At 63.1% G+C, this 24,569-nt stretch carries 25 protein-coding genes; 9 read left to right on the top strand and 16 right to left on the bottom strand.

Annotated features, from left to right (window positions below; genetic code table 11):
• Window positions 1-289 precede the first annotated feature (289 nt).
• Window positions 290-1,318, top strand: coding sequence for a LacI family DNA-binding transcriptional regulator (locus ACZ7GB_RS10800; RefSeq protein WP_472158656.1), 1,029 nt, complete (start codon window positions 290-292; stop codon window positions 1,316-1,318).
• Between the two features lie 30 nt (window positions 1,319-1,348).
• Here ACZ7GB_RS10800 and ACZ7GB_RS10795 read toward each other — a convergent pair whose 3' ends face one another.
• Window positions 1,349-2,170, bottom strand: a complete 822-nt coding sequence (locus ACZ7GB_RS10795) for an ABC transporter permease (protein ID WP_078522201.1) — start codon at window positions 2,168-2,170, stop codon at window positions 1,349-1,351.
• 131 nt (window positions 2,171-2,301) lie between these two features.
• Between ACZ7GB_RS10795 and cysQ the strand changes: the two genes are divergently transcribed.
• The 8 genes from cysQ (at window position 2,302) to ACZ7GB_RS10755 (ending at window position 11,351) form a co-directional block, all read left to right on the top strand.
• Complete coding sequence (cysQ, locus tag ACZ7GB_RS10790; protein WP_472158655.1) at window positions 2,302-3,096, top strand: 3'(2'),5'-bisphosphate nucleotidase CysQ; 795 nt, start codon at window positions 2,302-2,304, stop codon at window positions 3,094-3,096.
• Window positions 3,096-3,896, top strand: a complete 801-nt coding sequence (locus ACZ7GB_RS10785; protein WP_472158653.1) for a 3-deoxy-manno-octulosonate cytidylyltransferase — start codon at window positions 3,096-3,098, stop codon at window positions 3,894-3,896. The genes cysQ and ACZ7GB_RS10785 overlap by 1 nt, the downstream gene beginning before the upstream one ends.
• Window positions 3,897-4,090: 194 nt before the next feature.
• Complete coding sequence (gene galU / locus ACZ7GB_RS10780; RefSeq protein WP_078522198.1) at window positions 4,091-4,984, top strand: UTP--glucose-1-phosphate uridylyltransferase GalU; 894 nt, start codon at window positions 4,091-4,093, stop codon at window positions 4,982-4,984.
• Window positions 4,985-4,987: 3 nt separating this feature from the next.
• Complete coding sequence (gene galE, locus ACZ7GB_RS10775) at window positions 4,988-5,971, top strand: UDP-glucose 4-epimerase GalE (RefSeq protein WP_472158652.1); 984 nt, start codon at window positions 4,988-4,990, stop codon at window positions 5,969-5,971.
• A 25-nt stretch (window positions 5,972-5,996) separates the two neighbouring features.
• On the top strand, window positions 5,997-7,019 hold the full coding sequence (locus ACZ7GB_RS10770) for a glycosyltransferase family 2 protein (RefSeq protein ID WP_472158651.1): 1,023 nt from the start codon (window positions 5,997-5,999) through the stop codon (window positions 7,017-7,019).
• A 212-nt stretch (window positions 7,020-7,231) separates the two neighbouring features.
• On the top strand, window positions 7,232-8,242 hold the full coding sequence (locus tag ACZ7GB_RS10765; protein ID WP_472158650.1) for a glycosyltransferase family 2 protein: 1,011 nt from the start codon (window positions 7,232-7,234) through the stop codon (window positions 8,240-8,242).
• Between the two features lie 13 nt (window positions 8,243-8,255).
• Complete coding sequence (locus tag ACZ7GB_RS10760; protein ID WP_078602366.1) at window positions 8,256-9,956, top strand: DUF5927 domain-containing protein; 1,701 nt, start codon at window positions 8,256-8,258, stop codon at window positions 9,954-9,956.
• A gap of 3 nt (window positions 9,957-9,959) precedes the next feature.
• Window positions 9,960-11,351: a nodulation protein NodH gene (locus ACZ7GB_RS10755; RefSeq protein WP_472158649.1), complete on the top strand. Its 1,392-nt coding sequence runs from the start codon at window positions 9,960-9,962 to the stop codon at window positions 11,349-11,351.
• Window positions 11,352-11,417: 66 nt separating this feature from the next.
• Here the strand turns inward: ACZ7GB_RS10755 and ACZ7GB_RS10750 are convergent, their stop codons facing one another.
• The 15 genes from ACZ7GB_RS10750 to ACZ7GB_RS10680 all read right to left on the bottom strand — a co-directional run bounded on the left by ACZ7GB_RS10750 (window position 11,418) and on the right by ACZ7GB_RS10680 (window position 24,559).
• Entirely contained in the window at window positions 11,418-11,882 is a 465-nt protein-coding gene (locus ACZ7GB_RS10750) for a PTS sugar transporter subunit IIA (protein ID WP_078522192.1), read from the bottom strand.
• Window positions 11,883-11,915: 33 nt separating this feature from the next.
• The gene (gene hpf / locus ACZ7GB_RS10745) at window positions 11,916-12,491 is read right to left on the bottom strand and encodes a ribosome hibernation-promoting factor, HPF/YfiA family (RefSeq protein WP_078522191.1); all 576 of its coding nucleotides are present in this window, start codon (window positions 12,489-12,491) and stop codon (window positions 11,916-11,918) included.
• Between the two features lie 297 nt (window positions 12,492-12,788).
• Window positions 12,789-13,565: an LPS export ABC transporter ATP-binding protein gene (gene lptB / locus ACZ7GB_RS10740; protein ID WP_472158647.1), complete on the bottom strand. Its 777-nt coding sequence runs from the start codon at window positions 13,563-13,565 to the stop codon at window positions 12,789-12,791.
• Window positions 13,565-14,056 (bottom strand): lipopolysaccharide transport periplasmic protein LptA, encoded by a 492-nt coding sequence (lptA, locus tag ACZ7GB_RS10735; RefSeq protein WP_078541559.1) that lies wholly within the window; start codon window positions 14,054-14,056, stop codon window positions 13,565-13,567. Before lptA ends, lptB begins: the two co-directional genes overlap by 1 nt.
• A gap of 8 nt (window positions 14,057-14,064) precedes the next feature.
• Window positions 14,065-14,667, bottom strand: a complete 603-nt coding sequence (lptC, locus tag ACZ7GB_RS10730) for an LPS export ABC transporter periplasmic protein LptC (protein WP_143595178.1) — start codon at window positions 14,665-14,667, stop codon at window positions 14,065-14,067.
• Window positions 14,667-15,623, bottom strand: a complete 957-nt coding sequence (locus tag ACZ7GB_RS10725) for a KpsF/GutQ family sugar-phosphate isomerase (protein ID WP_472158646.1) — start codon at window positions 15,621-15,623, stop codon at window positions 14,667-14,669. Before ACZ7GB_RS10725 ends, lptC begins: the two co-directional genes overlap by 1 nt.
• Window positions 15,604-16,218 carry a ribonuclease D gene (locus ACZ7GB_RS10720; RefSeq protein ID WP_472158644.1) on the bottom strand — a complete coding sequence of 205 codons (615 nt, stop codon included), beginning with the start codon at window positions 16,216-16,218 and terminating at the stop codon, window positions 15,604-15,606. Before ACZ7GB_RS10720 ends, ACZ7GB_RS10725 begins: the two co-directional genes overlap by 20 nt.
• 105 nt (window positions 16,219-16,323) lie before the next feature.
• The gene (locus ACZ7GB_RS10715; protein WP_472158643.1) at window positions 16,324-16,965 is read right to left on the bottom strand and encodes a DedA family protein; all 642 of its coding nucleotides are present in this window, start codon (window positions 16,963-16,965) and stop codon (window positions 16,324-16,326) included.
• A 74-nt stretch (window positions 16,966-17,039) separates the two neighbouring features.
• Window positions 17,040-17,783 carry a hypothetical protein gene (locus tag ACZ7GB_RS10710; protein ID WP_472158642.1) on the bottom strand — a complete coding sequence of 248 codons (744 nt, stop codon included), beginning with the start codon at window positions 17,781-17,783 and terminating at the stop codon, window positions 17,040-17,042.
• Window positions 17,784-17,893: 110 nt separating this feature from the next.
• Window positions 17,894-18,952, bottom strand: a complete 1,059-nt coding sequence (locus ACZ7GB_RS10705) for an ABC transporter ATP-binding protein (RefSeq protein WP_078522183.1) — start codon at window positions 18,950-18,952, stop codon at window positions 17,894-17,896.
• A 3-nt stretch (window positions 18,953-18,955) separates the two neighbouring features.
• Window positions 18,956-19,744, bottom strand: a complete 789-nt coding sequence (locus ACZ7GB_RS10700) for an ABC transporter permease (protein WP_078541553.1) — start codon at window positions 19,742-19,744, stop codon at window positions 18,956-18,958.
• Window positions 19,741-20,595, bottom strand: coding sequence for an ABC transporter permease (locus ACZ7GB_RS10695; protein ID WP_078550973.1), 855 nt, complete (start codon window positions 20,593-20,595; stop codon window positions 19,741-19,743). Before ACZ7GB_RS10695 ends, ACZ7GB_RS10700 begins: the two co-directional genes overlap by 4 nt.
• A gap of 77 nt (window positions 20,596-20,672) precedes the next feature.
• Window positions 20,673-21,779 carry an ABC transporter substrate-binding protein gene (locus ACZ7GB_RS10690; RefSeq protein WP_078522180.1) on the bottom strand — a complete coding sequence of 369 codons (1,107 nt, stop codon included), beginning with the start codon at window positions 21,777-21,779 and terminating at the stop codon, window positions 20,673-20,675.
• A 240-nt stretch (window positions 21,780-22,019) separates the two neighbouring features.
• Window positions 22,020-23,174, bottom strand: a complete 1,155-nt coding sequence (locus ACZ7GB_RS10685) for an iron-containing alcohol dehydrogenase (RefSeq protein WP_472158641.1) — start codon at window positions 23,172-23,174, stop codon at window positions 22,020-22,022.
• Window positions 23,171-24,559, bottom strand: coding sequence for an aldehyde dehydrogenase family protein (locus ACZ7GB_RS10680; RefSeq protein WP_472158640.1), 1,389 nt, complete (start codon window positions 24,557-24,559; stop codon window positions 23,171-23,173). The genes ACZ7GB_RS10685 and ACZ7GB_RS10680 overlap by 4 nt, the downstream gene beginning before the upstream one ends.
• Window positions 24,560-24,569: the final 10 nt, after the last annotated feature.

The following is a 24,569-nucleotide window of genomic DNA, read 5'->3' as shown; positions in this document are numbered from 1 at the left end:
AGTCCATCGCTGCGCTGCAACAGAAAACCGCGGCATATTCCTATGCCTGCGGATCGTGCGGAAATTTCAGGATTTTAGGGGGAAGGAAAGAAAAGGGAGCGCAAATTGGCCCACTGCGCCCCCTTTCGCATCCCTCGCCGTGACGAATCCGACACCGGCGAGGGTCGTTCCAGGTATCGGGCGGAGATTATCCGACCCTACAACCGTTAACGCTAACATACTTGGCATCATTCGCTTGCGCAAGGGAAATGTTTGGCGCTAACAAGAGGAGAACCTTGAGGAACCGCCCTTGTCTCGCCCTATCGAAACCCGCCGTCCATTGACCCTGCGCGATGTCTCCGAAGCCTCTGGCGTCTCGGAGATGACCGTCAGTCGCGTGCTGCGCAATCGCGGCGATGTCTCTGATGCGACACGCGAAAAGGTCCTGCAGGCCGCGAAAGCGCTTGGCTATGTGCCCAACAAGATCGCGGGCGCGCTGGCCTCTCAGCGGGTGAACCTCGTGGCCGTGATCATCCCGTCGCTGTCGAACCTCGTCTTTCCGAAAGTGCTGTCGAGCGTGTCCGACGAGCTCGAGGATACCGGGCTGCAGCCGGTCGTCGGGGTGACGAATTACTCGCCCGAGAAGGAAGAGCAGGTTCTCTATGAGATGCTCTCGTGGCGCCCCTCGGGGGTGATCATCGCGGGGGTCGAGCACACGCCCGCCTCGCGCGCCATGCTGCAGAATGCGGGCATTCCGGTGGTCGAGATCATGGATGTCGATGGCGAGGGGATCGACTCGGTCGTCGGCATCTCGCATCGCCGCGCCGGGCTGCATATGGCCGAGGCGATCATCGCCGCCGGCTATCGCAAGATCGGGTTCCTTGGCACGAAAATGCCCGAGGATCACCGGGCGCGCAAACGGCTCGAAGGGTTCAAGGAAGGGCTCGCCAAGGCGGGCATCGAACTGGCGGACACCGAGTTCTACGCGGGCGGTTCTGCGCTCGCGAAAGGGCGCGAGATGACGGAGACGATGCTCAAGCGCTCGCCCGATCTCGATTTCCTTTATTATTCCAACGACATGATCGGCGCGGGCGGTCTGCTCTGGTGCCTCGATCATGGGATCGACGTGCCGGGCAAGATGGGTCTGGCCGGGTTCAACGGGCTGGAACTGCTCGACGGGTTGTCGGTGCGGCTCGCCACGATGAATGCCTGCCGCGCTGAGATTGGCCGCAAGGCGGCGCAGATCATTTCGGGGCGCTCGCAAAGCGGGATGATCGGCGGCGAAGTGATCGAGCTGGAGCCGACCCTCGATCCGGGCGACACGATCCGAAAGACCTGATCCGAAGGCGGCGGCGCGAGCCTTCGTCCTTTAGCGCCGCGCGCCCCAGCTAAGCGACGCGTATTGCCGTGTGTAGAACTCGCCCAGAAGGCCGATCATCAGGATCGCGAGCCCGACGTAGAGCGGGTATTCCCAGTTCGAGAAATGCGGATTGTAGTTGATGAAGGTGTAGCCCCGCGCCTGATCGATCGTGTGAAACAGCGGGTTCCAATTGAACAGGATCAGCATCTTGTGCGGCAAATTGTTGGCGAGGAACATCTTGCCCGAGGCGATCATGTTGGCGCGGGTATAGACCTGCTGGATCACGCTCACCACTTCGGGCGCCCAGGGCTTCGCCGCAAGCAGCACGACCCCGACCGCGAGCCCCGTGAACCAAGCCAGCAGCACCATCGCGAACGCGCCGACCCAGTCGTAAATCTCGATCGGTTTGAAGGCCGCGTGGTAGATGTAGAGCACCGTCACCATCGACAGCACCTGAATATAGAGCGCGCTCAGCGCCGCCGACGCGATCGAGATCGCCGTGGTCATCGGCGCGTGTTTCATCATCGCCGATGTGGGCCCTTCCGACCCGAAGACCGCGCCGAGGGTCTTGGTGTGGGTCATGTAGAGGAAGATACCCGTCATGATGTAGAGCAGGAAATCGCCCCGCACCGAGCTCGACCGCATCCCGAGCACGCTGAACATGATGTAGAAAGAGATGACCAACAGCATCGTCTGAAACATGTTCAGCAACAGACCGATCAGCGCGTTCCCGTGGTTCTTGCGCAGATTGCGCACGGTGGCGTGATAGATCAGCTCCAGCAGGCTGAAGGTCGTGCCGAGCTTGGTCGATTTCGTCTCTGGTCTGAACATGTCCCTGCCGATTCGGGCGTCGTTGCGGCCCAAGCTAGGTCGGATTGCTTGCTCAACCCTTATCGCCGCATCATAAGGGGGGAGTTGGAGCATAGCAATTGGGCCTTAACAAGGCCGGGAGAGGCGTGACGATGGATTTCGAACATCTGATGCGAGTGATGCGGCGGCTGGCGCTCGAAGCAGGCGACAAGATCATGGAGATCTACGACTCGCCCGATTTCGAGGTGAAGTCGAAGTCGGATAACTCGCCGGTGACCGAGGCCGACGAGGCCGCCGACGCGCTGATTTCCGCAGGGCTGCGCGCAGAATTTCCCGATATGCCGCTCGTCACCGAAGAGCAGGCCGCGAGCCATTCGCAGGAGGTATCGACCTTCCTGATCGTCGATCCGCTCGATGGCACGAAGGAATTCGTCAAGCGCCGCGGCGATTTCACGGTGAACATCGCCTATGTCGAGAACGGCAAGCCCGTGCGCGGCGTGGTCTACGCCCCCGCCAAGGGACGTCTGTTCTACACGCTGGCCGAGGGCCGCGCGGTCGAAGAGGATGGCCCCTTCGACAAGGAGCGCCCCGGCAAGCAGCATCCGATCACCGTCTCGATGCCCGACAATCGCGGTCTGATGGTCGTAGCGTCGAAATCGCACCGCGATCAGGCGACCGACGATTACATTGGCAAATACGCAGTGAAGGACATGGCCTCGGCCGGGTCGTCGCTGAAGTTCTGCCTTGTCGCGACCGGCGAGGCCGATCTCTATCCGCGCCTCGGGCGCACGATGGAATGGGACACGGCAGCCGGTGACGCGGTTCTGCGCGGCGCGGGCGGCGAAATGATCCGCTTCGACGATCACGCGCCCTTCATCTATGGCAAGCCGGGCTTCGAGAACCCGTTCTTCATCGCCTATGCCCCCGGCGTTCTCTTGGTGAAGTAATGTCGGTCCTGATCGTCATCCCGGCGCGCTACGCGTCGAGCCGCTATCCCGGCAAGCCTCTGGTCGAACTGACCGGCGCCACGGGCGAGAAAAAGACCCTGATCCAGCGCAGCTGGGAGGCGGCGACGCAAGTCGGCGGCGTCGACCGGGTCGTGGTAGCGACCGATGACTCCCGTATCCGCGAGGCCTGCGAAGCCTTCGGCGCCGAGGTGGTGATGACCTCCGAGAGCTGCCGCAACGGGACCGAGCGCTGCGCCGAAGCGGCCGCGACCCTTGGCGGTGATTTCGACATCGTCGTGAACCTTCAGGGCGACGCGCCGCTGACCCCCGCGTGGTTCATCGAAGACCTCGTTGCAGGCCTGCGCGCGAATGACTGGGCCGAGCTGGCCACCCCGGTCCTGCGCTGCGAAGGTGCGACGCTCAACAGCCTGCTGGAAGATCGCCAGAACGGGCGCGTCGGCGGCACGACGGCGGTGTTCGGCGCCGGCAATCGCGGGCTCTATTTCTCGAAAGAGGTTATTCCCTTCACCTCCGAGACTTACGCGGACGAAGCCCCCACGCCGGTGTTCCACCATGTGGGCGTCTATGCCTACCGGCCGGACACGCTGGCAGCCTATGCGGGCTGGCCGATCGGGCCTCTGGAAACCCTCGAAGGTCTGGAGCAGCTGCGCTTTCTGGAGAACGGTCGCGCGGTGCTCTGCACAGAGGTCGAGTCGCGCGGACGGCAGTTCTGGGAACTCAACAATCCGTCCGATGTGGCCCGGATCGAATCCATGATGCTGCAGATGCAGCTTCCCTGAACGCACGCAATTTCTCGCCTATCGCATTAAAAATGCGGTTTTTCACGGCATTGCAGGAAACAATTTTCGCATTTGCAGCATTTCTTCCTTCGGGAGTGCTCAACGCCAGAACCGGTCCCTTGTTGGATCACGGCTTTGGGGACACAATAAACCAACTTCTGACGATTTAATCGTAGCAACCCTATAGGTGACGAATGAAAAGCAAGGTGACGAAGGCGATCTTCCCGGTGGCCGGCCTCGGAACCCGCTTCCTCCCCGCGACGAAGTCGATCCCGAAAGAGATCCTCACGTTGGTGGACCGCCCGCTTATCCAATACGCCATCGACGAGGCGCGTGCGGCGGGTATCGAGGAGTTCATCTTCGTCACCTCGCGCGGCAAATCGGCACTTGAGGATTATTTCGACAACGCCCCCGAACTGGAAAGCGCGCTGGCGCAGAAGGGCAAGACCGAAATCCTCGACGAGCTGCAGCAGACCAATATGGACAGCGGCGCGATCGCCTATGTCCGTCAGAACCAGCCGCTGGGTCTGGGCCACGCAGTCTGGTGTGCGCGTCGCCTGGTTCATGACGAAGCCTTCGCGGTGATCCTGACCGACGACGTCATTGCCGCCGACAAGCCCTGTCTGCAGCAGATGATGGAAGCCTATAACGAGACCGGCGGGAACTATGTCGCGGCGATGGAAGTGCCCGCCGACAAGACCGCGTCCTACGGGGTTCTGGATGTCGCCCCGGGCGACGGCCCGCGCCTGCAGGTCAACGGCATGGTCGAAAAGCCCAAGCCCGAGGATGCCCCCTCGAACCTCGCGGTGATCGGTCGCTACATCCTCACCCCGCGCATCATGTGGAACCTCGATGCGCGCAAGGCGGGTGCTGGCGGTGAGATTCAGCTGACCGACGCGATCGCGCAGGAAATCCATGGCGGCAACTCGGTCTATGGCTATCGCTTCGACGGTCAGCGTTACGATTGCGGCTCGAAAGCGGGCTTCCTGCAGGCGACGGTGGCCTTCGGCCTCCAGCGCCCCGATCTGAAGGACGAGTTCGGCGAATATCTCTCCGATCTTTCCGCGATGCGGCAGGCGGCTGAGTAAGCGATGCAGCATGTGTTGGTAACAGGTGGTGCGGGCTATATCGGCTCGCACGCCTGCAAAGCGCTGGCCGCGGCGGGCTATGTCCCGGTCTGCTTCGACAATTTCTCCACCGGCTGGAAAGAGGCGGTGAAGTTCGGTCCCGCCGAGGAGGGCGATCTTGCCGATCGTGCCCGCCTCGACGAGGTCTTCGCGAAATATCAGCCCATCGCGGTGATGCATTTCGCGGCGCTGAGCCTTGTTGGCGAGTCGATGCAGAACCCGTCGAAATACTGGCGCACCAACGTGAATTGCGCGCTGAACCTGATTGAGGCGGCCGTCGATGCGGGCTGCCGCAACTTCGTCTTCTCCTCGACCTGCGCGACCTATGGCGATCAGGACGGGGTGGTGCTGAACGAGGACACCGAACAGCGCCCGATCAATGCCTATGGCGGCTCGAAACGGGCCATCGAAGACATGCTGCGCGATTTCGGCGCGAGCCACGGGCTGAACTCGGTGATCTTCCGCTATTTCAACGTGGCGGGCGCCGACCCCGACGCGGAGGTAGGCGAGCAGCACATCCCCGAGACGCATCTGATTCCGCTGATGCTGGATGCCATCGCGGGCAAACGCCCGGCGCTCACCGTGTTCGGCTCGGATTACGCGACGCGCGACGGCACCTGCATCCGCGATTACGTCCATGTCTCCGATCTGGTCGATGCCCATGTTCTGGGTCTGAAATGGCTCGAGGACGGCAAGCCGTCGCGGGTGTTCTGCCTTGGCTCGGGCAACGGGTTCTCGGTGCGCGAAGTGATCGACGCCTCGCGCGCGGTGACCAATCGCGACGTCCCGATCGTCGAAGGGGACCGTCGTCCCGGTGATGCGGCGGCGCTGGTCTCGGGCTCGAAACGGGCGACCGAGGAACTGGGCTGGCAGCCGAAGCGATCGGACCTTTCCACCATGATTTCCGATGCATGGCGTTGGCATCAGGCGGCAGAGTATGAATACTGACCCCGAGGTAGGGTCAGGAGAATGAATGCCATCGCGCCATGAGCTTTGGGAGGGCTACAGGCTGCGCCTCAAGCGCAAGCATTTCCTGTGGCGCGCCCTGCGCAAACGGCACCAGCTCGACCCCGTCACCAACCGCACGGGCAAGATAAAGCCCGGCGCGATCCTCGCCTTCGCGGTGATGCGCAACGAGGCGGGGCGGCTGCCGTTTTTTCTCAAGCATTACCGCAAGCTCGGCGTGGATCACTTCCTGATCGTCGACAATGGCAGCACGGATGGCACCGCCGCGCTGCTGGCGGAGGCGCGCGATGTCTCGCTGTGGCAGACGACGGGCAGCTACCGGGCGTCGCGCTTCGGGCTCGATTGGGTGACGTGGCTGATGCTGCGCTACGGGCACGATCACTGGTGCCTGACCGTCGATGCGGATGAGCTTCTGATCTATCCCTATCACGACAGTCGCCCCCTGCCCGCGCTGACCGACTGGCTCGACCGGTCGGAGCAATGCAGTTTCCCGGCCATGATGCTCGACCTCTACCCGAAAGGGCCGCTTGGCGCGCAGCGCTACGAGGCGGGGCAGGACCCGCGCAAGATCCTGAGCTGGTTCGACGCCGGGAATTACATGATCACCCAGCAGGCACAGACCGATGCGCTGTGGATCCAAGGCGGGCCACGGGCGCGGGCGTTTTTCCCCGACAGCCCGCGCCAATCGCCGACCCTGTCGAAGATCCCGCTGGTGCGCTGGCACCGGCGGTGGGCCTATCTGAACTCGACCCATGCGCTGCTGCCGCGCCACCTGAACCAAACCTACGACACGGACGGCGGCGAGGCGATTTCGGGGCTGCTGCTGCACACGAAGTTTCTCGACGAGATCGTGGACAAGTCGCGGGAGGAGAAATCGCGTGGCGAGCATTTCGGCCAGCCCGCGGAGTTCGACCAGTATTACGACGCGCTGGCCGCCGATCCGGAACTCTGGACGCCACATTCCACGCGGCTCGGCGACTGGCGGCAACTGGAGGCGCAGGGGCTGATGTCGCGCGGCGGATGGATGTGAATTTGTTGACTTGGGGGCAACATTGCTGACGCAAGCGTTAGGCGTGGCCTTCTCAGCTGCGAGCAAACCGGGTAAGTATCGGAAGATATTGATAAGCCGTTGAAAACTTGCCGATTTGAACAGGGCGACCTTTAACGATTTGAGAACTACGATGCGAGTAGCAAGGGACCAGTGCGGCACGAAATGACCGCGACGTCGGAGAGGGACGGCAATTGGGACTGAGAGAGATCGCCAGGCTGCGCCGTAAACGCAGAATTCGGCAGATTCGGGCTTTCCGCAAAAGCCGCGAACTCTCTCTCTATTCCGACCGCACCGGCGACATCCGCCCCGAGGATATCCTCGTCTTCGTCACCGCCCGCAACGAACGCATCCGCCTGCCCTATTTCCTGCGCTACTACCGCGAGATGGGCGTCGGGCATTTCCTGTTCGTCGACAATGGCAGCGACGATGGCAGCGCGGAGTATCTCGCCCAACAGGAAGACTGCTCGGTCTGGCACACGGAGGCCTCTTACAAGGCGTCGAATTTCGGCATCGACTGGATGAACTGGCTGCTGCGCAAATACGGCACCGGGCATTGGACGCTGACGCTCGATCCGGATGAGTTCTTCGTCTACCCGTTCTGCGACACGCGGCCCATTCAGGCGCTGACCGACTGGCTCGACACCTATGGCATCCGGTCTTTTCCGGCGATGCTGCTGGATATGTATCCGAAAGGGCCGATCGACGCGCAGCCCTATCGCGAGGGGCAGAACCCGTTCGATCTGGCCTGCTGGTTCGATGCAGGCAACTACATGATCTCGCCGAATCCCGAGACCAACAATCTGTGGATTCAAGGCGGGCCCCGGGCGCGAATCTTCTTTCCCGACGCGCCGAAGAAAGCCCCCTCGCTCAACAAGATTCCGCTGGTCAAATGGGAGCGCGGGAACGTCTATATCTCCTCGACCCATGCGCTGCTGCCGCGTGGTCTGAACCAGGTATACGACACGATCGGCGGCGAGATGGTCTCGGGCTGCCTGCTGCATGCGAAGTTCCTCTCGCCGCTGACCGACAAGGTCGAGGAAGAGCTGGAGCGCAAGCAGCATTACGCGGGTTCGCGCGAATATCACGCCTATGCCCGCACGATCTCAAAAGAGCCCGATTTGTGGTGCAAATGGTCTGAGAAATATATCAACTGGCGCCAGCTCGAGATCCTCGGGCTGATGTCGAAGGGCAATTGGGCATGAGGAAACAAGGCGCGTGACAGTCGGATTCATCATGATGTGCCACACCGCGCTCGACCGGGCCGCGCAGGTCGCGCGGTTCTGGTCGGAGGGCGGATCGCCCGTGGTGATCCATGTCGACGCCCGCGTGACCGCGCATGACTATAACGGCTTCAAGAAGATGCTCTCCGATCTGGAGAATGTCTCCTTCTCGCGGCGCTACAAATGCGACTGGGGCACGTGGTCGCTGGTCGCCGCCAGCCAAGCCGCGGCCGAGCAGATGCTGGCGCTGCATGACGACGTGCGCCACGTCTATCTGGCGTCGGGCTCCTGCCTGCCGCTGCGCCCGCTGCACGAGCTGACCGACTATCTCGACGCGCGGCCCTATACCGATTTCATCGAAAGCGTGACCACCACGGAAGTCGGCTGGACCGTCGGCGGGATCGACATCGAACGCTTCACGCTGCGCTTTCCCTTCTCGTGGAAGAAGCAGCGGCGCATGTTCGACCGCTATGTCGAATTTCAGCGCCGAGTGGGCTTCAAACGGCGCATCCCCGACGGGCTGGTGCCGCATCTGGGCAGCCAATGGTGGTGCCTGACGCGCCAGACCCTTTCAGCCATTCTGGAAGACCCCGATCGCGCGCTCTACGACCGCTATTTCAAGCGCGTCTGGATTCCGGATGAGAGCTATTTCCAGACCCTCGCAAGGCTCTATTCCACCTCGATCGAGAGTCGGTCGCTGACGCTGACCAAGTTCGATTTTCAGGGCAAGCCGCATATCTTCTACGACGATCACCTGCAGCTTCTGCGGCGGTCGGATTGCTTCGTGGCGCGGAAAATCTGGCCCAAGGCGGACAAGCTTTACCGGACCTTCCTCGACAAAAGCCCCGGGCGGTCTGTCATGGCCGAGCCGAACCCGGCCAAGATCGACCGGCTGTTTTCCAAGTCGATCGAGCGGCGCACGCGCGGGCGGCCCGGCCTCTACATGCAAAGCCGTTTTCCCAGGAAGGACCACGAGAACGGCAAGACCTCGGCGCCCTATTCGATCTTCCACGGCTTCTCGGATCTCTTCGAGAATTTCGACGGCTGGCTCGCGAAATACGTGGGCGCGCGGGTGCATGGGCATCTCTACGCCCCCGAGCGCGCCGAGTTCGCGGGCAACGAGCGGATGTTCAACGGCTGCCTGACCGACGACGCGGCGCTGCGCGACTACAACCCGCGTGCTTTTCTCACGAACCTGATCTGGAACTCGCGCGGCGAACGTCAGTGCTACATGTTCTCGCCGCGCGACAATCAGGCGAATAACTGGTTCACCGCGACCGACCCGAATGCGCAGATTTCAGTCATTACCGGCGCCTGGGCGCTGCCGCTGTCGCGCAAGAACGAGAATTTCGCGACGATCCGGCGCGAGGCCGCGATGCTGCAAAAACGCGAGTTGGAGCATCTGGAGATTCTGCGCTCGATGTATGTAAAGGCGCGCGTGCGGATCTGGACCGTCGCGGATTTCATCGAGAACCCGATGGAGCCTCTGCAGACCATCATCGACGAGATCAGCCCCCGCGCCACCCGTCGCCTGACCGAGGCGCCGCAGATGGTCGATCTGTCGGGGTTCAACCAATTCCTGCAAAATCTCAAGAACCAGGGGATGCAGCCGCTCGTGATGGGGGATTTCCCGCTCGAGCAAAGCGGGCAGCGCGATGCCGCCACCCGCCGCGGCCGCCCCTATCTGGTGAAATAAGACATGCCCAAATTTGATAGTTTCGTCGTCTTCGCCGAGATGCGCACCGGCTCCAATCTGCTGGAAGCTGCGCTGAACGATCTGGACGGCGTGACCTGCCATGGCGAGGCGTTCAACCCGGCGCTGATCGGCTATCCGAACCGCAAGGAGCTGGTGGGCGTCACCAAGGCGCAGCGCGATGACGATCCGCTGGCGCTGTGGGGCGCGATCAAATCGCAGGACGGGCTGAACGGCTGCCGCTATTTCCACGATCACGACCCGCGGATGCTGGCCGTCTTCGTGAACGATCCGAAATGCGCGAAGATCGTGCTGACCCGCAATCCGATCGAGAGCTATGTCAGCCTGATGATCGCGCGCGCCACGGGCCAGTGGAAGCTGGGCGATGCGAAGCACCGCAAGGTCACGAAGGCGCGCTTCGATGCCGAGGAGTTCGAGGCGCATCTGGAAGGGCTGCAGGATTTTCAGGTGACTTTGCTGAACGCGCTGCAACGCTCGGGGCAGACAGCCTTCTATATCGATTACGAGGATGCGCAGTCGGTCGAGGTGCTCAACGGTCTTGCGAATTGGCTGGGCGTCGCGGGGCGGCTCAACAAGCTGCCCGAGACCCTGAAAGTGCAGAACCCCGAGCCGCTGGAGGCGAAGGTCGCGAATTTCCCGGGGATGGAGGCGTCGCTGGCGCGGCTCGACCGGTTCAACCTGTCGAAGACCCCGAATTTCGAGCCCCGGCGCGGTCCCGGCGTGCCCGGTTTCATCGCGAGCGAGGCGGGGCTGCTATATATGCCGCTTCGACCCGCGATGGATGCGCCGATCCGCGACTGGCTGGCGGCGACCGGCGAACTGGTCGAAGGGTTCAGCCAGAAGACCCTGCGCCAGTGGAAACGCCGGCATCCCGGCCATCGCAGCTTCACCGTGCTGCGCCACCCGCTGATGCGCGCGCATCTGGCGTTCAACGCGGTGCTCAACTGGGACACTATGGACGAGACCCGCGCCGTCCTGCGTCAAAGCTACAAGCTGCCGATCCCGAAGGAGGGGCAGAGCATTGCGCCCGCCGATTATGCCGAGGCGTTGATCGCTTTCCTGGGCTGGCTCAAATCCAATCTCGCGAACCAGACGAGCCTGCCGGTGAACACGCTCTGGGCAACGCAATCCGCGGCGCTGCAGGGTATCGGGCAATTCGCCCTGCCCGACCTTCTGGTGCGCGAAGAGCGGATGGCAGAGGACTTCGCCTATCTCGCCAGCATGGCCGGGGTGGAGGCCCCTGCCTTCGCGCCCGGCGAGACCGACACCGCGCCGATCAAGCTCGCCGATATCTGGACGCCCGACCTCGAGGCAGCCGCACGCGAGACCTATACGCGCGACATGATGCAGTTCGGCTTCGGCAACTGGCGCGACTGAGCCTGCGCCATGAAAAAAGCGCGCCGGGCAGACCGACGCGCTTTTCGATTTTCATTCGAGACCGGTTCAGGCCGCCTGACGGCTCTGCGCCTCGGTCAGCACCGCGTGAAGCGTCGACGGATCGGTATTCGCCCGCAGCTTCTCGCAGGTTTCCGGATCGCGCATCGTGCGCGACACGAGGGCCAGCGCCTTGAGATGCTCGACCCCGGAATCCTTCGGCGCGAAGAGCGCGAAGACCAGATCGACCGGCAGCCGGTCCACCGCGTCGAAATCGAGCGGCTTTTCCAGACGCAGGAAGACACCCACGACTTCGCTCAGCCCGTCGAGCCGCGCATGCGGAAGCGCAACGCCGTGGCCGACACCGGTCGGCCCGAGGCTTTCACGCTCCTGCAGCGCATCGACAGTCTCCGCGGCGTCGATCTTGTAGCACGCCGCCGCGATGTCACCGAGATCCTGAAACAGGCGTTTCTTGCTCGTGACATTCGACAGCACTTTGACCGCGCCTGGCACGAGAAGTTTAGATAGGTCCATGAACTCGTCTACTCCGCGCCCGTTCCGGGCCGCTCATTTGCTGTTGCGCGGGTCGATCCAGCCGACATTGCCGTCTTCACGCCGATGAACGACGTTGACCCCGCCATGTTTCTCGTTGCGGAAGACGAGTAGCGACGCATCAGACAGCTCCATCTGCATGACCGCTTCACCGACCGAGAGAGTGGGAACCTTGGTTTCCATCTCGGCTACGATCATCGGAGCACCTTCGTGCGTCTCGCCGGTATCGTCATCCTCTTCCGAGGCGAGCACATACAGACCTGCAGCTTCGAATTCAACTGGTTCAGCACGGTCGCGGTGATGATCTTTCAATCTGCGCTTGTGACGCCGCAGTTGCTTGTCCATCTTTTCGCGCGCCGCATCGAAGGCGGCATAGATTTCCGTGGCATGACCCTTGGCCGAAGCGGTGAGCCCGGTCGACAGGTGCACCGTCGCCTCGCAAATAAACTCATGCGCATCGCGCGAGAAGGTGATCTGCGCATCGGTGGGACGCTGCATGTATTTCTCGGCGACCTCGCCCAACTCCGACTTGACGTGAGATTGCAGGGCCTCTCCGACATCGATTTGTTTGCCGGTGATTTGGTAACGCATGGATTTCCTCCTTCACGCATTGGGCCAGTGACCCCAGCCTTTGGGCTGAGGTGTTTCGGGCCGGTTAATCTCTTGAAAAGTCGCGTTGAGTCTGAATTCGCCCGGGCCCTCTTTCGGGGACCTTCCGCGCGCCGGACCCCTCTCGGGGGCCGCAAGCGCGCCCGGGGAGTGGGGGCGAACATTACGCATCTCTTATGTATTTGGGGATGGATCGTGGGGGGTGTCAACGGGTCTCCCTCGCTGCAGTGCAAAACTGCCGGTAGGCGGAGGCGCCCGGCAGGGATCCGCGGATCACGATCAGAGGATGCGGAAGTGCTGGCCGAGATAGACGCGGCGCACGTTTTCGTCCTGCACAACCTCTTCCGCGGTGCCCGACATCAGCACCGTGCCGTCATGCAGAATATAGGCCCGATCCACGATCTCGAGCGTTTCGCGCACATTGTGATCGGTGATCAAAACCCCGATACCCCGATCTTTCAGCTGTGCGACGAGCGCGCGAATCTCCGACACCGCGATCGGATCGACGCCAGCGAAGGGTTCGTCCAGCAACAGATATTTCGGATCGGCAGCCAGACAGCGTGCGATTTCGCAGCGCCGGCGTTCGCCCCCCGACAGCGCCAAAGCGGGCGCGTGACGCAGGTGGCCGATCGAGAAATCGCCCAGAAGTTCTTCCAGCCGTTCGCGACGGGTGTGCGGATCGGACTCCGCCACTTCCAGCACCGCCATGATGTTATCTTCGACCGAAAGCCCGCGGAAAATCGAGGCTTCCTGCGGCAGATAACCGATTCCGAGCCGCGCGCGGCGATACATCGGCAGGCCCGTCACATCGCGCCCGTCGATCAGAACCTCGCCCGCATCGGGGCGGATCAGACCGGCGATATTGTAAAAACAGGTGGTTTTGCCCGAACCGTTCGGCCCCAGAAGCGCCACGACCTCGCCACGCGACAGGTCGAGCGAGACGTCGCGAATCACGGGGCGGCGCTTGTAACTCTTGCGCAGACCCCGGACCTGCAAACCGCCCTGGCCCGCGACCGGGGCCAGCCCGGCGTCGCTTTTGACGGCATCCTCGGTCATTACTTGCTCCCGGCGGGCTTCAGAAGCGTGCGCACACGCCCGTCCATCGTGCCGGCGCCGGTGCTCAGATCGACGTTGAGCTTGTTGCCGGACATCACGTTGTCGCCTTGGGTCAGCAGCACATTGCCGGTCATCACAACGGTGCCCGCTTTCACATCGTAGACAGCTTCCTCGGCCTCGGCCGCCTCGGTGGGCGAAACCAGCGTGACGCCGCCGGTCGCGTGCAGCTTCGTGATCTCGGAGCGTTTGTCGCTGGCGTAGAACACCTCAAGCTCGGCGGCTTTCATGTGCATATCGCCCTGCGTGACCTCCACATTGCCGGAGAATACCGCCTGACCGCTTTCCTGATTGACGTTGAGCGAGTCGGCCGTGACTTCGACCGGGGCGGTCTTGTCGGCGCGCAGCCCGCCGAAATCGACGCTTTGCGCCATCACGAGAACCGGGAACGAAACCGCCATCGCACAGGCGGTGAAAAAACGCGCTCGAAACATCCACACCCTCATTGTTGCGGCTGATATACCAGCTTCACACCCTGTTTGAAAACAAGATCGTGACTGCTGCCATCCGCCGTCGGGACCATCTGCATATAGCCCGCATCGAGCGTTCCGAAAGGGGACGTTCCATGGATCGGGCCGGGCGAGGTCAGGATACTGCTATCGGTCTGCAACTCGACCTTGTCGGAGTTCACCCGGTAACCATCGGAGGTCTGCATGGCGACCTTGCCGGTCAGGTCGATCCGGTTCGAATTGGGCTGGAATAGACCCTCATTCGCGCTCAGATCGGTCACATGGCCATCGGGTGCGGTCAGCTTCGCCGCGACCTGATCAGCACTCGCACCCTGATCCTGCGAGGGCTGGGTGCGCGCCATTGCTGCGGTCACCGAGAGCGTCGCGCCGGTATCGGTCACGCCGGAATATTCGGGCCGGGTGACCGCATTTTCGCGCGCGAGTTTCTCGACATCGACCTTGGCATAGGGAATCGCGGCGCTCGGATCGATCCGCCGCGAGACGAGAAAGATCGTCGACAACAGCGCCAGCGCGAGCAGCGGCAGGACGATCTTCGCCCAGTTCACCAGTCGCGTATGGCTGTTGTCGTACATCATCAGACGATCCCGGCCCTCAGGCAGTCGTGGATCTGCAGGAAGCCCACGGGTTTCTCATCTTCGACCACGAAAAGCGCGGTGATCTTGCGCTCGTTCATCTGCGCCACGGCTGCCTCGGCCAGTTGCCCGGGCGCGATGGTGCGCGGATTGGCGGTCATCACCTCGGAGACCTTATGCTCCAGCAGCCCCTGCATATGACGCCGCAAATCGCCATCGGTGACGATCCCGGTCAGGCGGCCCGCCTCATCGGTGACGCCGACCACGCCGAAACCCTTCTGGCTCATCATCAAGAGCGCATCGGGCATGGGCGTGTCTTCCGCCACGAGCGGCATATCGCTATGCATCAGGTCTGAAACTTTCGACAGGCGCGCGCCCAGTTTGCCGCCGGGATGGAAGGTGCGGAAATGCTCGGCGGTGAATTCGCGATGCTCCATCAGCGCGACGGCCAACGCATCGCCCAGCGCGAGCGTCATCGTCGTCGAGGTCGTGGGCACCACGCCCGTGCCGCAGGCTTCCTCCGCCTTGGGCAGCACCAGCGCCAGATCGGCCTGCCGCAGCAGCGTCGAGTCCGGGCGGCTCGCGACACCGATCAGCGGGATCTGAAAGCGCCGTGTATGGGCGATCAGGTCGGCCAGCTCCGGCGTCTCCCCGGAATTCGACAGCACCAGCGCCAGGTCGTGCCGGGTGACCATGCCCAGATCGCCGTGGCTCGCCTCCGCCGGATGCACGAAATGCGCAGGCGTCCCGGTGGAGGCCAGCGTCGCCGCGATCTTGCGCCCGATATGGCCCGATTTCCCCATGCCGGAGACGATCACGCGCCCCTCGGTCTTGAGGATCATCGCCACCGCGCGCGAAAACTCACCATCGAGGCTCGCCGCCAAGGCTTCCAGCCCGGCGACCTCGATGCCGATCACGCGGCGGGCGACGTCGGAATAATCAGTGGTGGAAGATGTCATTGGGTTCATCCCAGCCCAGCAGATCGAGCTTCGCACGCGTCGGCAGGAAATCGAAACAGGCCTGCGCCAGCCCGAGCCGGTTCTCGCGCTCCAGCCGTGCCACGAGTTCGGCCTTGATCTGGTGCAGATAGAGCACGTCGGAGGCCGCATATTCCATCTGTGCGTCGGTCAGCTCCGCCGCGCCCCAGTCCGAACTTTGCTGCTGCTTGGAAATGTCGACGCCGACAAGCTCCTGCACCAGCACTTTCAGCCCGTGGCGATCGGTGAAGGTCCGCACCATCTTCGAGGCGATCTTGGTGCAGAAAACCGGCTTCGTCTCCACCCCGAACGCATTGCAGAGCGCGGCCACGTCGAAGCGCGCGAAGTGGAACAGCTTCTCCACCGACGGATCGGCCAGCATGCGGCACAGGTTCGGCGCTTCGGTCTGACCTTGGGCGATCTTCACCAGATGCGCGTCTCCATCGCCCGCCGAAAGCTGCACGAGGCAGAGCCGGTCGCGGCGCGGGTCAAGGCCCATCGTCTCGGAGTCGATGGCCACGACGGGACCGAGATCGAGCCCGTCGGGAAGGTCGTTTTGATGCAGGTGGATTGCCACGGCGTGTCCTTCTTTAACGTCTTGCCGGGCATATAAGCCTTTTGCCGCGTTCTTGCCAACGCGAGATGGCAAAACCCGGCTTAGGTGTCGCGTGTGCTCAGCAGTTCAGCTCTCGCGCGAGGGCGTGGCGCCGCTGGGTTCGTCGCTATCTCTCAGCGGCTTCCAGGTGACCACGCGATAGGCGTAGAGCAGGACGAGCACCACGATCACGCCGGTCGAGACCGGGTTCACCCAGCTTGCGACTTCGCTGTACTGCTTGCCAAGCAGGTAGCCCGCGACGGTCAGCAGCGCGGTCCAAAGCGCGCTGCCCAGCGTCGTGTAGGCAAGGAACGGGACGAAGGGCATCCGCGCCATGCCCGCCGGTACCGAGATTAGCGTGCGGACGCCGGGAAGCATCCGCCCGAAGAACACGCCCACCCAGCCGTGCTTGTCGAACCATTTCTTGGTCCGGGTGATGTCGCGCGGGGTGATGCCGATCCAGCGGCCATGGCGGGTCGACAGGTGACACAGGCGCTTGATCCCGATCTTGAGGCCGATCCAGTACCAAAGGACCGCGCCCAACACCGAACCGATGGTACCCGCGACGATCAACAATGTGAGCGAGAATTTCCCCTGCGCCGCCATATAGCCTGCGAGTGGCATGATCAGTTCGGACGGGATCGGGGGGAACACGTTCTCCAGCAGCATCAGGCCCGCGATGCCGAAATAGCCGAAGGACGCGATGACGCCTGTGATCCAGTTGAACATGTTTTCTCCTTTGGCGACTGAGGCCAGAACGGCGCGCCATGGTCAGTTAAATTGGCTTCAATTCTCGTGATGCATCATTCGGCGGCCTCGTGCGGAGCGTCAGTCTGGCGATCCTTCTCGCTTTGTCGCTGGCGACGCCGCAGCTGCTGTAGCTCTGCGCCACGCTCGCGGCGTTGGCCGTCTTCGCTGGTCAGGAAAGCGCGCGCTTCCTGCTCCAGCATTTCCTTCAGCCGCGCCGCCAATTCGCGACGTTTGCGGAAACTGCGCAGTTGAACCGTCGAAGAGGTCTGCGGCAAGAAGCGCTGATGCTCCCCGGCGTGATAGACGTCGAAGCACAGCCGTCCCGCGGTCAGGATATTGTCGCGACTGCCCTCTGCCAGCACGGTGAAAATCACCGTTTCCACCCGTTTTGCGTCTTCGGGCAGGTCGGAGAATTCCAGCGCGACGTCCACAAGATCGGAAATGCGACCGAGATCGCGATATGCTGCGGTTTTCAGCGGGCCCTTGATCGACTCGTTAGGGCTGGAATCCGCGAATGGCGCGAAGCCGCCGGAATCGCTGGCGATCGAGTGATAGGTTCTCCCGTCGATCACGAGATCGGCCAGAAGCGCTTTCACGAAAATCGGCTCGGCGCCCATATTCCCGAGCATCAGATGCCCGCGTTCATGGCCGCCCGCGACCCGAGTCAGCAGCAGTTTCGAGCGACGCTCCCGCCGGAAATTCTGCAGCAGAAGTTGCAGATAGATAATCCAGACGAGCGCGGTGACGATCTGCACCGCGATACTCACCACCTGATTATGATCGACGAGCCACTCCATTTTCATCCTTCTGCAACGGTCGCGTGTAAGCTTTCATCGGCAACGCGGCAGAAGGGGCTCCGGGTCCGAAAACCCGGAGAAAAGAGGGGTGCGGGCCCGTTTTCGCGTCGTCAGTCGGCCAGAACCAGAAGATCGCGGCTTGCGACGCTGACCTCGGCCTCGGTGCCGACCTTGGGCGGCGGATTGCCGGGACGGTTGAACGTGTCGAGCGCGATAAGCTGCCCTTCCACTTCCATTCGCACCCGCAGGATCGAGCCGAGGAAATGCGTCTCGACGATCCGCCCCGTGAACACCGTGTCATTGCCCTCGCGGCGGCCCAGCGCCAGAACTTCGGGCCGCGCGGCCAGCGTGACCGGAGTCCCCTGACCTGCGGTCACGGGTTCGGACAGGATCACCTCGGTGTTGCCGACGCGTAGAGCGCCACGCGCCGGATCGGCCACCTCGGCTTCGAGCGCGTTCAGCGTGCCCACGAATTGCGCGACGAAACGGGTCTTCGGCTGGTTGTAGATCTCGAATGGCGCACCGATCTGCTCGGCCACCCCGCCATTCATCACCACCACCCGATCCGAGATCGACAGCGCCTCTTCCTGATCGTGGGTCACGAAGATCGTCGTGATGCCCAGACGGCGCTGAATGTCGCGGATTTCTTCGCGCAGCGAGACGCGGATCTTCGCATCAAGCGCGGAAAGCGGCTCGTCCAGCAGCAGAACCCGCGGCTGGATCGCGAGCGCGCGCGCCAGCGCCACGCGCTGCTGTTGCCCACCCGACAGCTGGAACGGGTAGCGGTTGCCCAGATCGGGCAAACCGATCAACTCCAGCATCTCGGTCACACGGGCCTTGATCTCGGCGCGCGGACGTTTCGCCACGCGCAGCCCGAAGCCCACGTTCTGCGCGACCGTCAGGTTGGGAAACAGCGCGTAGGCCTGGAACACCATGCCGATATTGCGCTGGTTCGCCCCCAGATGCGTGACGTCCTGCCCACCGATGCGGATCGCGCCGCCCGAAGGGCTCTCGAAGCCTGCCACCATCCGCAGCACGGTCGTCTTGCCGCAGCCCGACGGGCCGAGCAGCGAGATAAATTCGCCCTCTTCGATGGAGAGGTTGAAATCCTTCACCACGCGGTTCGCGCCGAAGGATTTTTCCAGATGTTCGATCTCGAGAGAGGCCATGGGTTACCGCTTTGCGTTCGTATGTTTGGAAAACCGGGTGACGAGTTGGATCAGCCCCATGCAGATCCAGGTGATCGAGAAGGCGATCACCGCGAGCGCGGCAGGCTCGTAAGCCTTGTTCGCGCCGGTCAGCTGCATATAGGGGCCGAATGCCGGCCGGTTGAGGAGCGAGGCGAGGACGAACTCGCCGATGACGATGGCGAAGGTGATGAAGGCGCCCGAGAGCACCGCGACCAGCACGTTCGGCAGGATGACGCGGGCGAGAATAGTGCTCCATCCGGCGCCGAGGCTCTGCGCGGCTTCGGTCAGCGTGCCGACATCGATGGTACGCAGCCCGGTATCGACCGCGCGATACATGTAAGGCAGCGAGAGCGTGGCATAGCCCAGCATCAGCAGGAGGTTGGTGCCCGTCGTCGTGCCGGTCAGCGGCAGGATCGACGAGGTGTTATAGAGCCGGATATAGCCGAAGACGATCACGATCGGCGGGATCACCAGCGGCAGGAGCGTGATGAACTCCACCACCGGGCGCCAATGCGGCAGCTTGAGACGCACCCAATAGGCGGTCGGCACCACGATCAGCGCGCCAACGAGGATCGTGAAGATCGCCATCACGACGGAGTAGCTGAAGGTCTCGCGGAATTGCGGATCGGCCAGCACCGAGCGGTAAGCGTCGAGCGAATAGACCCCGCGCCGCGCCCGCAGCGAGAATTCCAGCGTGCCGAGCAGCGGCAGCGCGAAATAGAGCGCGCCGAAAGCCAGCGCGAGCCAGGACCAGAGTTTCTTGGATTTCATCGCATCCACCTTTCCGAGCGTACGCGCAGCCAGACATAGGCGAGGTTGGCAAGGCCGGTGATGACGATCATCCCGAAGGCCAGCGCGTAGCCCAGATGCGGGTCCTGCAGCACATCGCCGCGGATTTGCGCGTAAAGCATGATCGGCACGATCGACATCGACGAGCCGGTCAGCGCATAGGCCGTCGCCACCGCGCCGAAGCTATTGGCGAACAGCAGCGCCAGCGTGCCCAGCAGCGAGGGCCAGAGGATCGGAAGCGCGACGATGCGCCAATACTGGAAGCCGGTCGCGCCGAGGATGCTCGCCGCCTCTTTCCATTCGCGCTTCAGACCGTCCAGCGCGGGGGTGATGATCAGCACCATCAGCGGGATCTGGAAGAACAGATAGGTCAGCGTCAGGCCGAAGAAGCTCAGCAGGTTGAAGCCATGCGTGTAGATGTTGAAGCCGAACCACGACTTCAGCAGCACGGTCACGAGGCCCAGACGTCCCAGCGTCGCAAGGAAGGCAAACGCCAGCGGCACGCCTGCGAAGTTGGAGGCCACGCCCGAGAAGGTCATCACCGGACCGCGCAGCCAGTTCGGCAGGCCGCCCAGCGTCACGGCGGCAGCCAGCGCGAAGCCGATCAGGCAGCCTACAAGCGCGGTGGCGAGGCTGATCTTGATCGAGATCCAGTAGCTCGCGAGGATCGTCGGCTGAAACAGGTTCACGAGGTTCGACAGCGTGAAGCCCCCGTCACTCGTCCTGAACGCGCCCACCACGATATACATCGTCGGTGCGATCAGGAACAAAAGCGCGAAGAGCGTGAAGGGAACCATCCCCACCCAAGTCAGCGGCAGCTTGCGGCTTTGCATCGGGCCTCGCTTTGCAGAATTTTCAATAAAGTCGCCCCGCGCGATCAGGCGCGGGGCGTGTGCTTATGCGGGTTCGGTTACTGGACGTTCGCGCCGACGACGCTGTCCCAGCCGCCGGTCACGACTTCCTTGTTCGCAGCCTGCGCGTCGAGCGACGGGAAGACCGCCTTGGCGTAGCCCTCGGCGGGCGGCATCGCGTCGAGCATCTTCTGCGGAACCTTGCCGTTGGCCGACAGGTCGTTGAAGCGGATCGGGTGGCAATAGCCTTCGAGCCAGCCGAGCTGACCTTCGTCCGAATAGAGGTATTCCATCCAGAGTTTGGCTGCGTTCGGGTGCGGCGCATAGGCCGAGATCGCCTGAACGTAGACACCGGCGACGACGCCCGATTTCGGCACGACGACGTCGACCGGCGGGTTGCCGTTCAGCGTGTCGCGACCGGCCAGAGCGTTATAGTCCCACTCGACGACGATCGGGGTCGCGCCCTGTGCGAGCGTCCCGGTCTTGCCGATGACGGGCACGAAGTTGCCGTTCTTGTTCATCTCGGCGAAGTACTTCAGACCGGCTTCACCCGAGGCTTTGCCCGGCTCGCCGCCTGCTGCGACGCCCGCGGCCAGAACGCCGAGGATCGCCTGGTTCGAGGCGCGCGGATCGCCCGCGAGAGCCACCGAGTTCGCGTATTCCGGCTTGAGCAGGTCCGACCAGTCCTGCGGCACGTTGTCGACGATGTCCTTGTTCACCGCGAACGACAGCACGCCGTAGTAGTCACCGTACCAGTAGCCTTCGGAATCCTTGGCGCTGTCCGGGATCGTGTCCCAGGTCGAGACCTTGTAGGGCTGGATCAGCCCCTCGTCCTTGGCCGCCGGGCCGAAGGAAAGGCCCACGTCGATCACGTCGGGCGCCTGCGGACCCTTGTTGTCCTTGTTGGCGCGGATCGCTTCGAGTTCATCGGCCGAGCCCGCATCGGGGTTCAGCTCGTTCACGGTGATCCCGGGATACTTCTTCTTGAAGCCGTCGATCACGCCCGCGTAGTTGCACCACGAATGCGGCAGCGCGATCGTGGTCAGGCTGCCTTCTTCTTTCGCAGCAGCGTAGAGGTCATCCATGCTGTCGGCGAAGCTGACGCCGGTGCTGGCAGCAAGGGCCATGGCGCTGGCCGCTGCAAGGTAACGGAACTTGAAGGTCATTTTCAGGTCTCTCCCCGTTGATGGAGGGCGGTGCCGCCTCATGCGGTCCTGTCTCCCCCGAGCTATTGTCTTTCGACGGTTGTGCCGTCCGGTTGGCTCCGGCATCGGCGACCCTTTATGCGGGCGTTGTAACAGATTTTTGGCAGTACCGATGTTGAAGCAAAATTCCTCATCAACACTAGTTACAGACGCGTGAGCCGCGCCAACGAGCGAGGGCCTCAGCCCCCGCTCGCGCCGATATCAAAGGCACGCCTCGTAAAGCGCGCGGGTATTCTCGGCCGTCATCTCGACCGGGTTGCCGCCACATGACGGATCTTCCAGCGCCATCTCGACGAGCATGTCGAGATCTTCGCGCTTCACGCCCATCTCGGTCAGGTTCGCCGGGATGGACAATTCGGTGCGCAGGCTCTCGATCCGGGCCTTGAAGCCCTCGAAGCCGCCCGCGATGCCCAGATAAGCCGCCGCGCGGTTGATCCGCTCCTCGATGGTGGCGCGGTTGAAGTCGAGCACCATCGGCATCACGCAGGCATTGGTCGTGCCGTGATGGGTGCCGTAGACCGCGCCGACCGGGTGGCTCAGCGAGTGAATCGCGCCGAGGCCCTTCTGGAAGGCCACCGCCCCCATCGCCGCCGCCGACATCATATTGGCGCGCGCCTCCAGATCGTCCGGCGTCGTATAGGCGCGCGGAAGGTTCTCGAAGACGAGCCGCATCCCTTCGAGCGCGATCCCCTGGCTCATCGGGTGGTAATGCGGGCTGCAGAACGCCTCGAGGCAATGCGCCAGCGCGTCCATCCCGGTACCCGCCGTGATGAAGGGCGGCATGCCGACCGTCAGCTCCGGATCGCAGATCGTGATCGCGGGCATCAGTTTCGGGTGGAAGATGATCTTCTTCTTATGGGTCTCGGAATTGGTGAGAACGCCCGCACGGCCCACTTCCGAGCCGGTCCCGGCCGTCGTCGGCACCGCGATGATCGGCGCGATCACATCGCCATTGGCGCGCGTCCACCAGTCGCCGATATCTTCCAGATCCCAGACGCTGAGCGAGGTATCCTGCCCGGCCATCAGCGCGATCATCTTGCCCAGATCGAGCGCGGAGCCGCCGCCGAAGCAGATCACGCCGTCATGGCCGCCCGCCTTATAGACCTCGATCCCGGCGGCCATGTTGCCCTCGTTCGGGTTCGGATCGACCTCGGAGAACACAGCGCGTCCAAGGCCCGCCGCGTCCAGCACGTCGAGCGCAACGGCGGTGATCGGCAGCGCGGCCAGCGCCTTGTCGGTCACCAGAAGCGGCTTCGCGATACCCACGGATTTGCAGTGATCGGCCAGTTCCGAAATCCGGCCGGGGCCGAATTTGATCGTGGTCGGATAGGACCAGTTTGCGGTGGGGGCAGTCATTTCGTCACCTTCTTGAGATGGTAGGATTTCGGACGCGTCAGCGCGTGATAGCCCAGCACCGAAAGCGAGCCGCCACGGCCCGTTTCCTTGCAGCCGGTCCAGCACAGCGCCGGGTCGAGATAGTCGCAGCGGTTCATGAAGACGGTGCCGGTCTGCAGCCGCTTGCCCATCGCCTCGGCGCGGGCGGGATCGGCGGTCCAGATCGAGCAGGTCAGCCCGTAATCGCAATCGTTCATCGCGGCGATGGCTTCCTCGTCATCCTTCACCGGCATGATGCCGACGACAGGACCGAAGCTTTCTTCGCGCATCACGCGCATCTCGTGGTTCACGTCGACGAGGATCTGCGGCGCGAGATAGGCGCCACCGTCATCGGCCGGGAACAGCGCGGGGTCGAGCAGCGGCTTGGCGCCGTCGGTGATCGCATCCTCGATCTGGCCGCGCACCACTTCCGCGAAGCGCTTGTTGGCCATCGGGCCCAGCGTCGTTTCCGGCTCGAACGGATTGCCGAGGGTCAGCTTGCTCGCCCAGGCCGCAGCCTTCTCGACGAAAGCATCGTAGAGGCTGGCATGGACGTAGATCCGCTCGATCCCGCAACAGCACTGACCCGCGTTGAACAGCGCGCCGTCCATCAGCCCGTCGACCGCCGCATCCAGATCGGCATCCGCGGCCACATAGCCCGGATCCTTGCCGCCCAGTTCGAGGCCCAGCCCGGTGAAGGTGCCCGCCAGCGCTCGCTCCACCGCGCGGCCACCGCCGACCGAGCCGGTGAAGTTGACGAAATCGAACGCCTTCGCGCCCATCAGCTCTTCCGAGGTCTCGTGCGTCAGGTAGACGTTCTGGAACACGTCCTGCGGCACGCCCGCCGCATGGAAGGCTTCGGCGATGCGCTCGCCCACCAGCATCGTTTGCGTCGCGTGCTTCAACATCACCGTGTTGCCCGCGATCAGCGCCGGAACCAGCGAGTTGATCACCGTCATATAGGGGTAGTTCCACGGCGCGATGATGAAGACGACGCCGACCGGTTCGCGCGCGATCTGGCGCAGGAAGCTGTCGCTTTGCTCGACAACCATCGGGGCCAGCGCCTCTTCGGCGATCGAGGCCATGTAGCCCGCGCGCTCGTTCATGCCGCCGAATTCGCCGCCATAGCGGGTCGGGCGGCCCATCTGCCACGCAAGCTCCTCGACCACGAGATCCTTCATCTCGTTGAGCTTGGCGATGCCCGCCTCGACGAGCGCGATACGCTCCGACAGCGGGCGTTCGGCCCATGCGGGCTGCGCGGCGCGAAGGCTCGCGGCCAGCGCCTGCGCGTCGGAGGCGCTCAGTGCCTCGCGTTCGGCATAGACCTGCCCGTCGACGGGCGAGATACATTTCAGGGTCTTGGTCATCATGTCTCCT

The sequence above is a fragment of the Thioclava sp. PTB-PU3-1 genome (genome assembly GCF_055666785.1).
This window is presented reverse-complemented; position numbering and strand designations above follow the sequence as displayed.

Bases quoted from the DNA above. Each gene is read 5' to 3' on its own strand.
- ACZ7GB_RS10795 (WP_078522201.1), bottom strand. From the start codon at position 2,170: ATGTTCAGACCAGAGACGAAATCGACCAAGCTCGGCACGACCTTCAGC.
- cysQ (WP_472158655.1), top strand. From the start codon at position 2,302: ATGGATTTCGAACATCTGATGCGAGTGATGCGGCGGCTGGCGCTCGAA.
- ACZ7GB_RS10785 (WP_472158653.1), top strand. From the start codon at position 3,096: ATGTCGGTCCTGATCGTCATCCCGGCGCGCTACGCGTCGAGCCGCTAT.
- galU (WP_078522198.1), top strand. From the start codon at position 4,091: ATGAAAAGCAAGGTGACGAAGGCGATCTTCCCGGTGGCCGGCCTCGGA.
- galE (WP_472158652.1), top strand. From the start codon at position 4,988: ATGCAGCATGTGTTGGTAACAGGTGGTGCGGGCTATATCGGCTCGCAC.
- ACZ7GB_RS10770 (WP_472158651.1), top strand. From the start codon at position 5,997: ATGCCATCGCGCCATGAGCTTTGGGAGGGCTACAGGCTGCGCCTCAAG.
- ACZ7GB_RS10755 (WP_472158649.1), top strand. From the start codon at position 9,960: ATGCCCAAATTTGATAGTTTCGTCGTCTTCGCCGAGATGCGCACCGGC.
- ACZ7GB_RS10750 (WP_078522192.1), bottom strand. From the start codon at position 11,882: ATGGACCTATCTAAACTTCTCGTGCCAGGCGCGGTCAAAGTGCTGTCG.
- hpf (WP_078522191.1), bottom strand. From the start codon at position 12,491: ATGCGTTACCAAATCACCGGCAAACAAATCGATGTCGGAGAGGCCCTG.
- lptB (WP_472158647.1), bottom strand. From the start codon at position 13,565: ATGACCGAGGATGCCGTCAAAAGCGACGCCGGGCTGGCCCCGGTCGCG.
- lptA (WP_078541559.1), bottom strand. From the start codon at position 14,056: ATGTTTCGAGCGCGTTTTTTCACCGCCTGTGCGATGGCGGTTTCGTTC.
- lptC (WP_143595178.1), bottom strand. From the start codon at position 14,667: ATGATGTACGACAACAGCCATACGCGACTGGTGAACTGGGCGAAGATC.
- ACZ7GB_RS10725 (WP_472158646.1), bottom strand. From the start codon at position 15,623: ATGACATCTTCCACCACTGATTATTCCGACGTCGCCCGCCGCGTGATC.
- ACZ7GB_RS10715 (WP_472158643.1), bottom strand. From the start codon at position 16,965: ATGTTCAACTGGATCACAGGCGTCATCGCGTCCTTCGGCTATTTCGGC.
- ACZ7GB_RS10710 (WP_472158642.1), bottom strand. From the start codon at position 17,783: ATGGAGTGGCTCGTCGATCATAATCAGGTGGTGAGTATCGCGGTGCAG.
- ACZ7GB_RS10705 (WP_078522183.1), bottom strand. From the start codon at position 18,952: ATGGCCTCTCTCGAGATCGAACATCTGGAAAAATCCTTCGGCGCGAAC.
- ACZ7GB_RS10700 (WP_078541553.1), bottom strand. From the start codon at position 19,744: ATGAAATCCAAGAAACTCTGGTCCTGGCTCGCGCTGGCTTTCGGCGCG.
- ACZ7GB_RS10695 (WP_078550973.1), bottom strand. From the start codon at position 20,595: ATGCAAAGCCGCAAGCTGCCGCTGACTTGGGTGGGGATGGTTCCCTTC.
- ACZ7GB_RS10690 (WP_078522180.1), bottom strand. From the start codon at position 21,779: ATGACCTTCAAGTTCCGTTACCTTGCAGCGGCCAGCGCCATGGCCCTT.
- ACZ7GB_RS10685 (WP_472158641.1), bottom strand. From the start codon at position 23,174: ATGACTGCCCCCACCGCAAACTGGTCCTATCCGACCACGATCAAATTC.
- ACZ7GB_RS10680 (WP_472158640.1), bottom strand. From the start codon at position 24,559: ATGACCAAGACCCTGAAATGTATCTCGCCCGTCGACGGGCAGGTCTAT.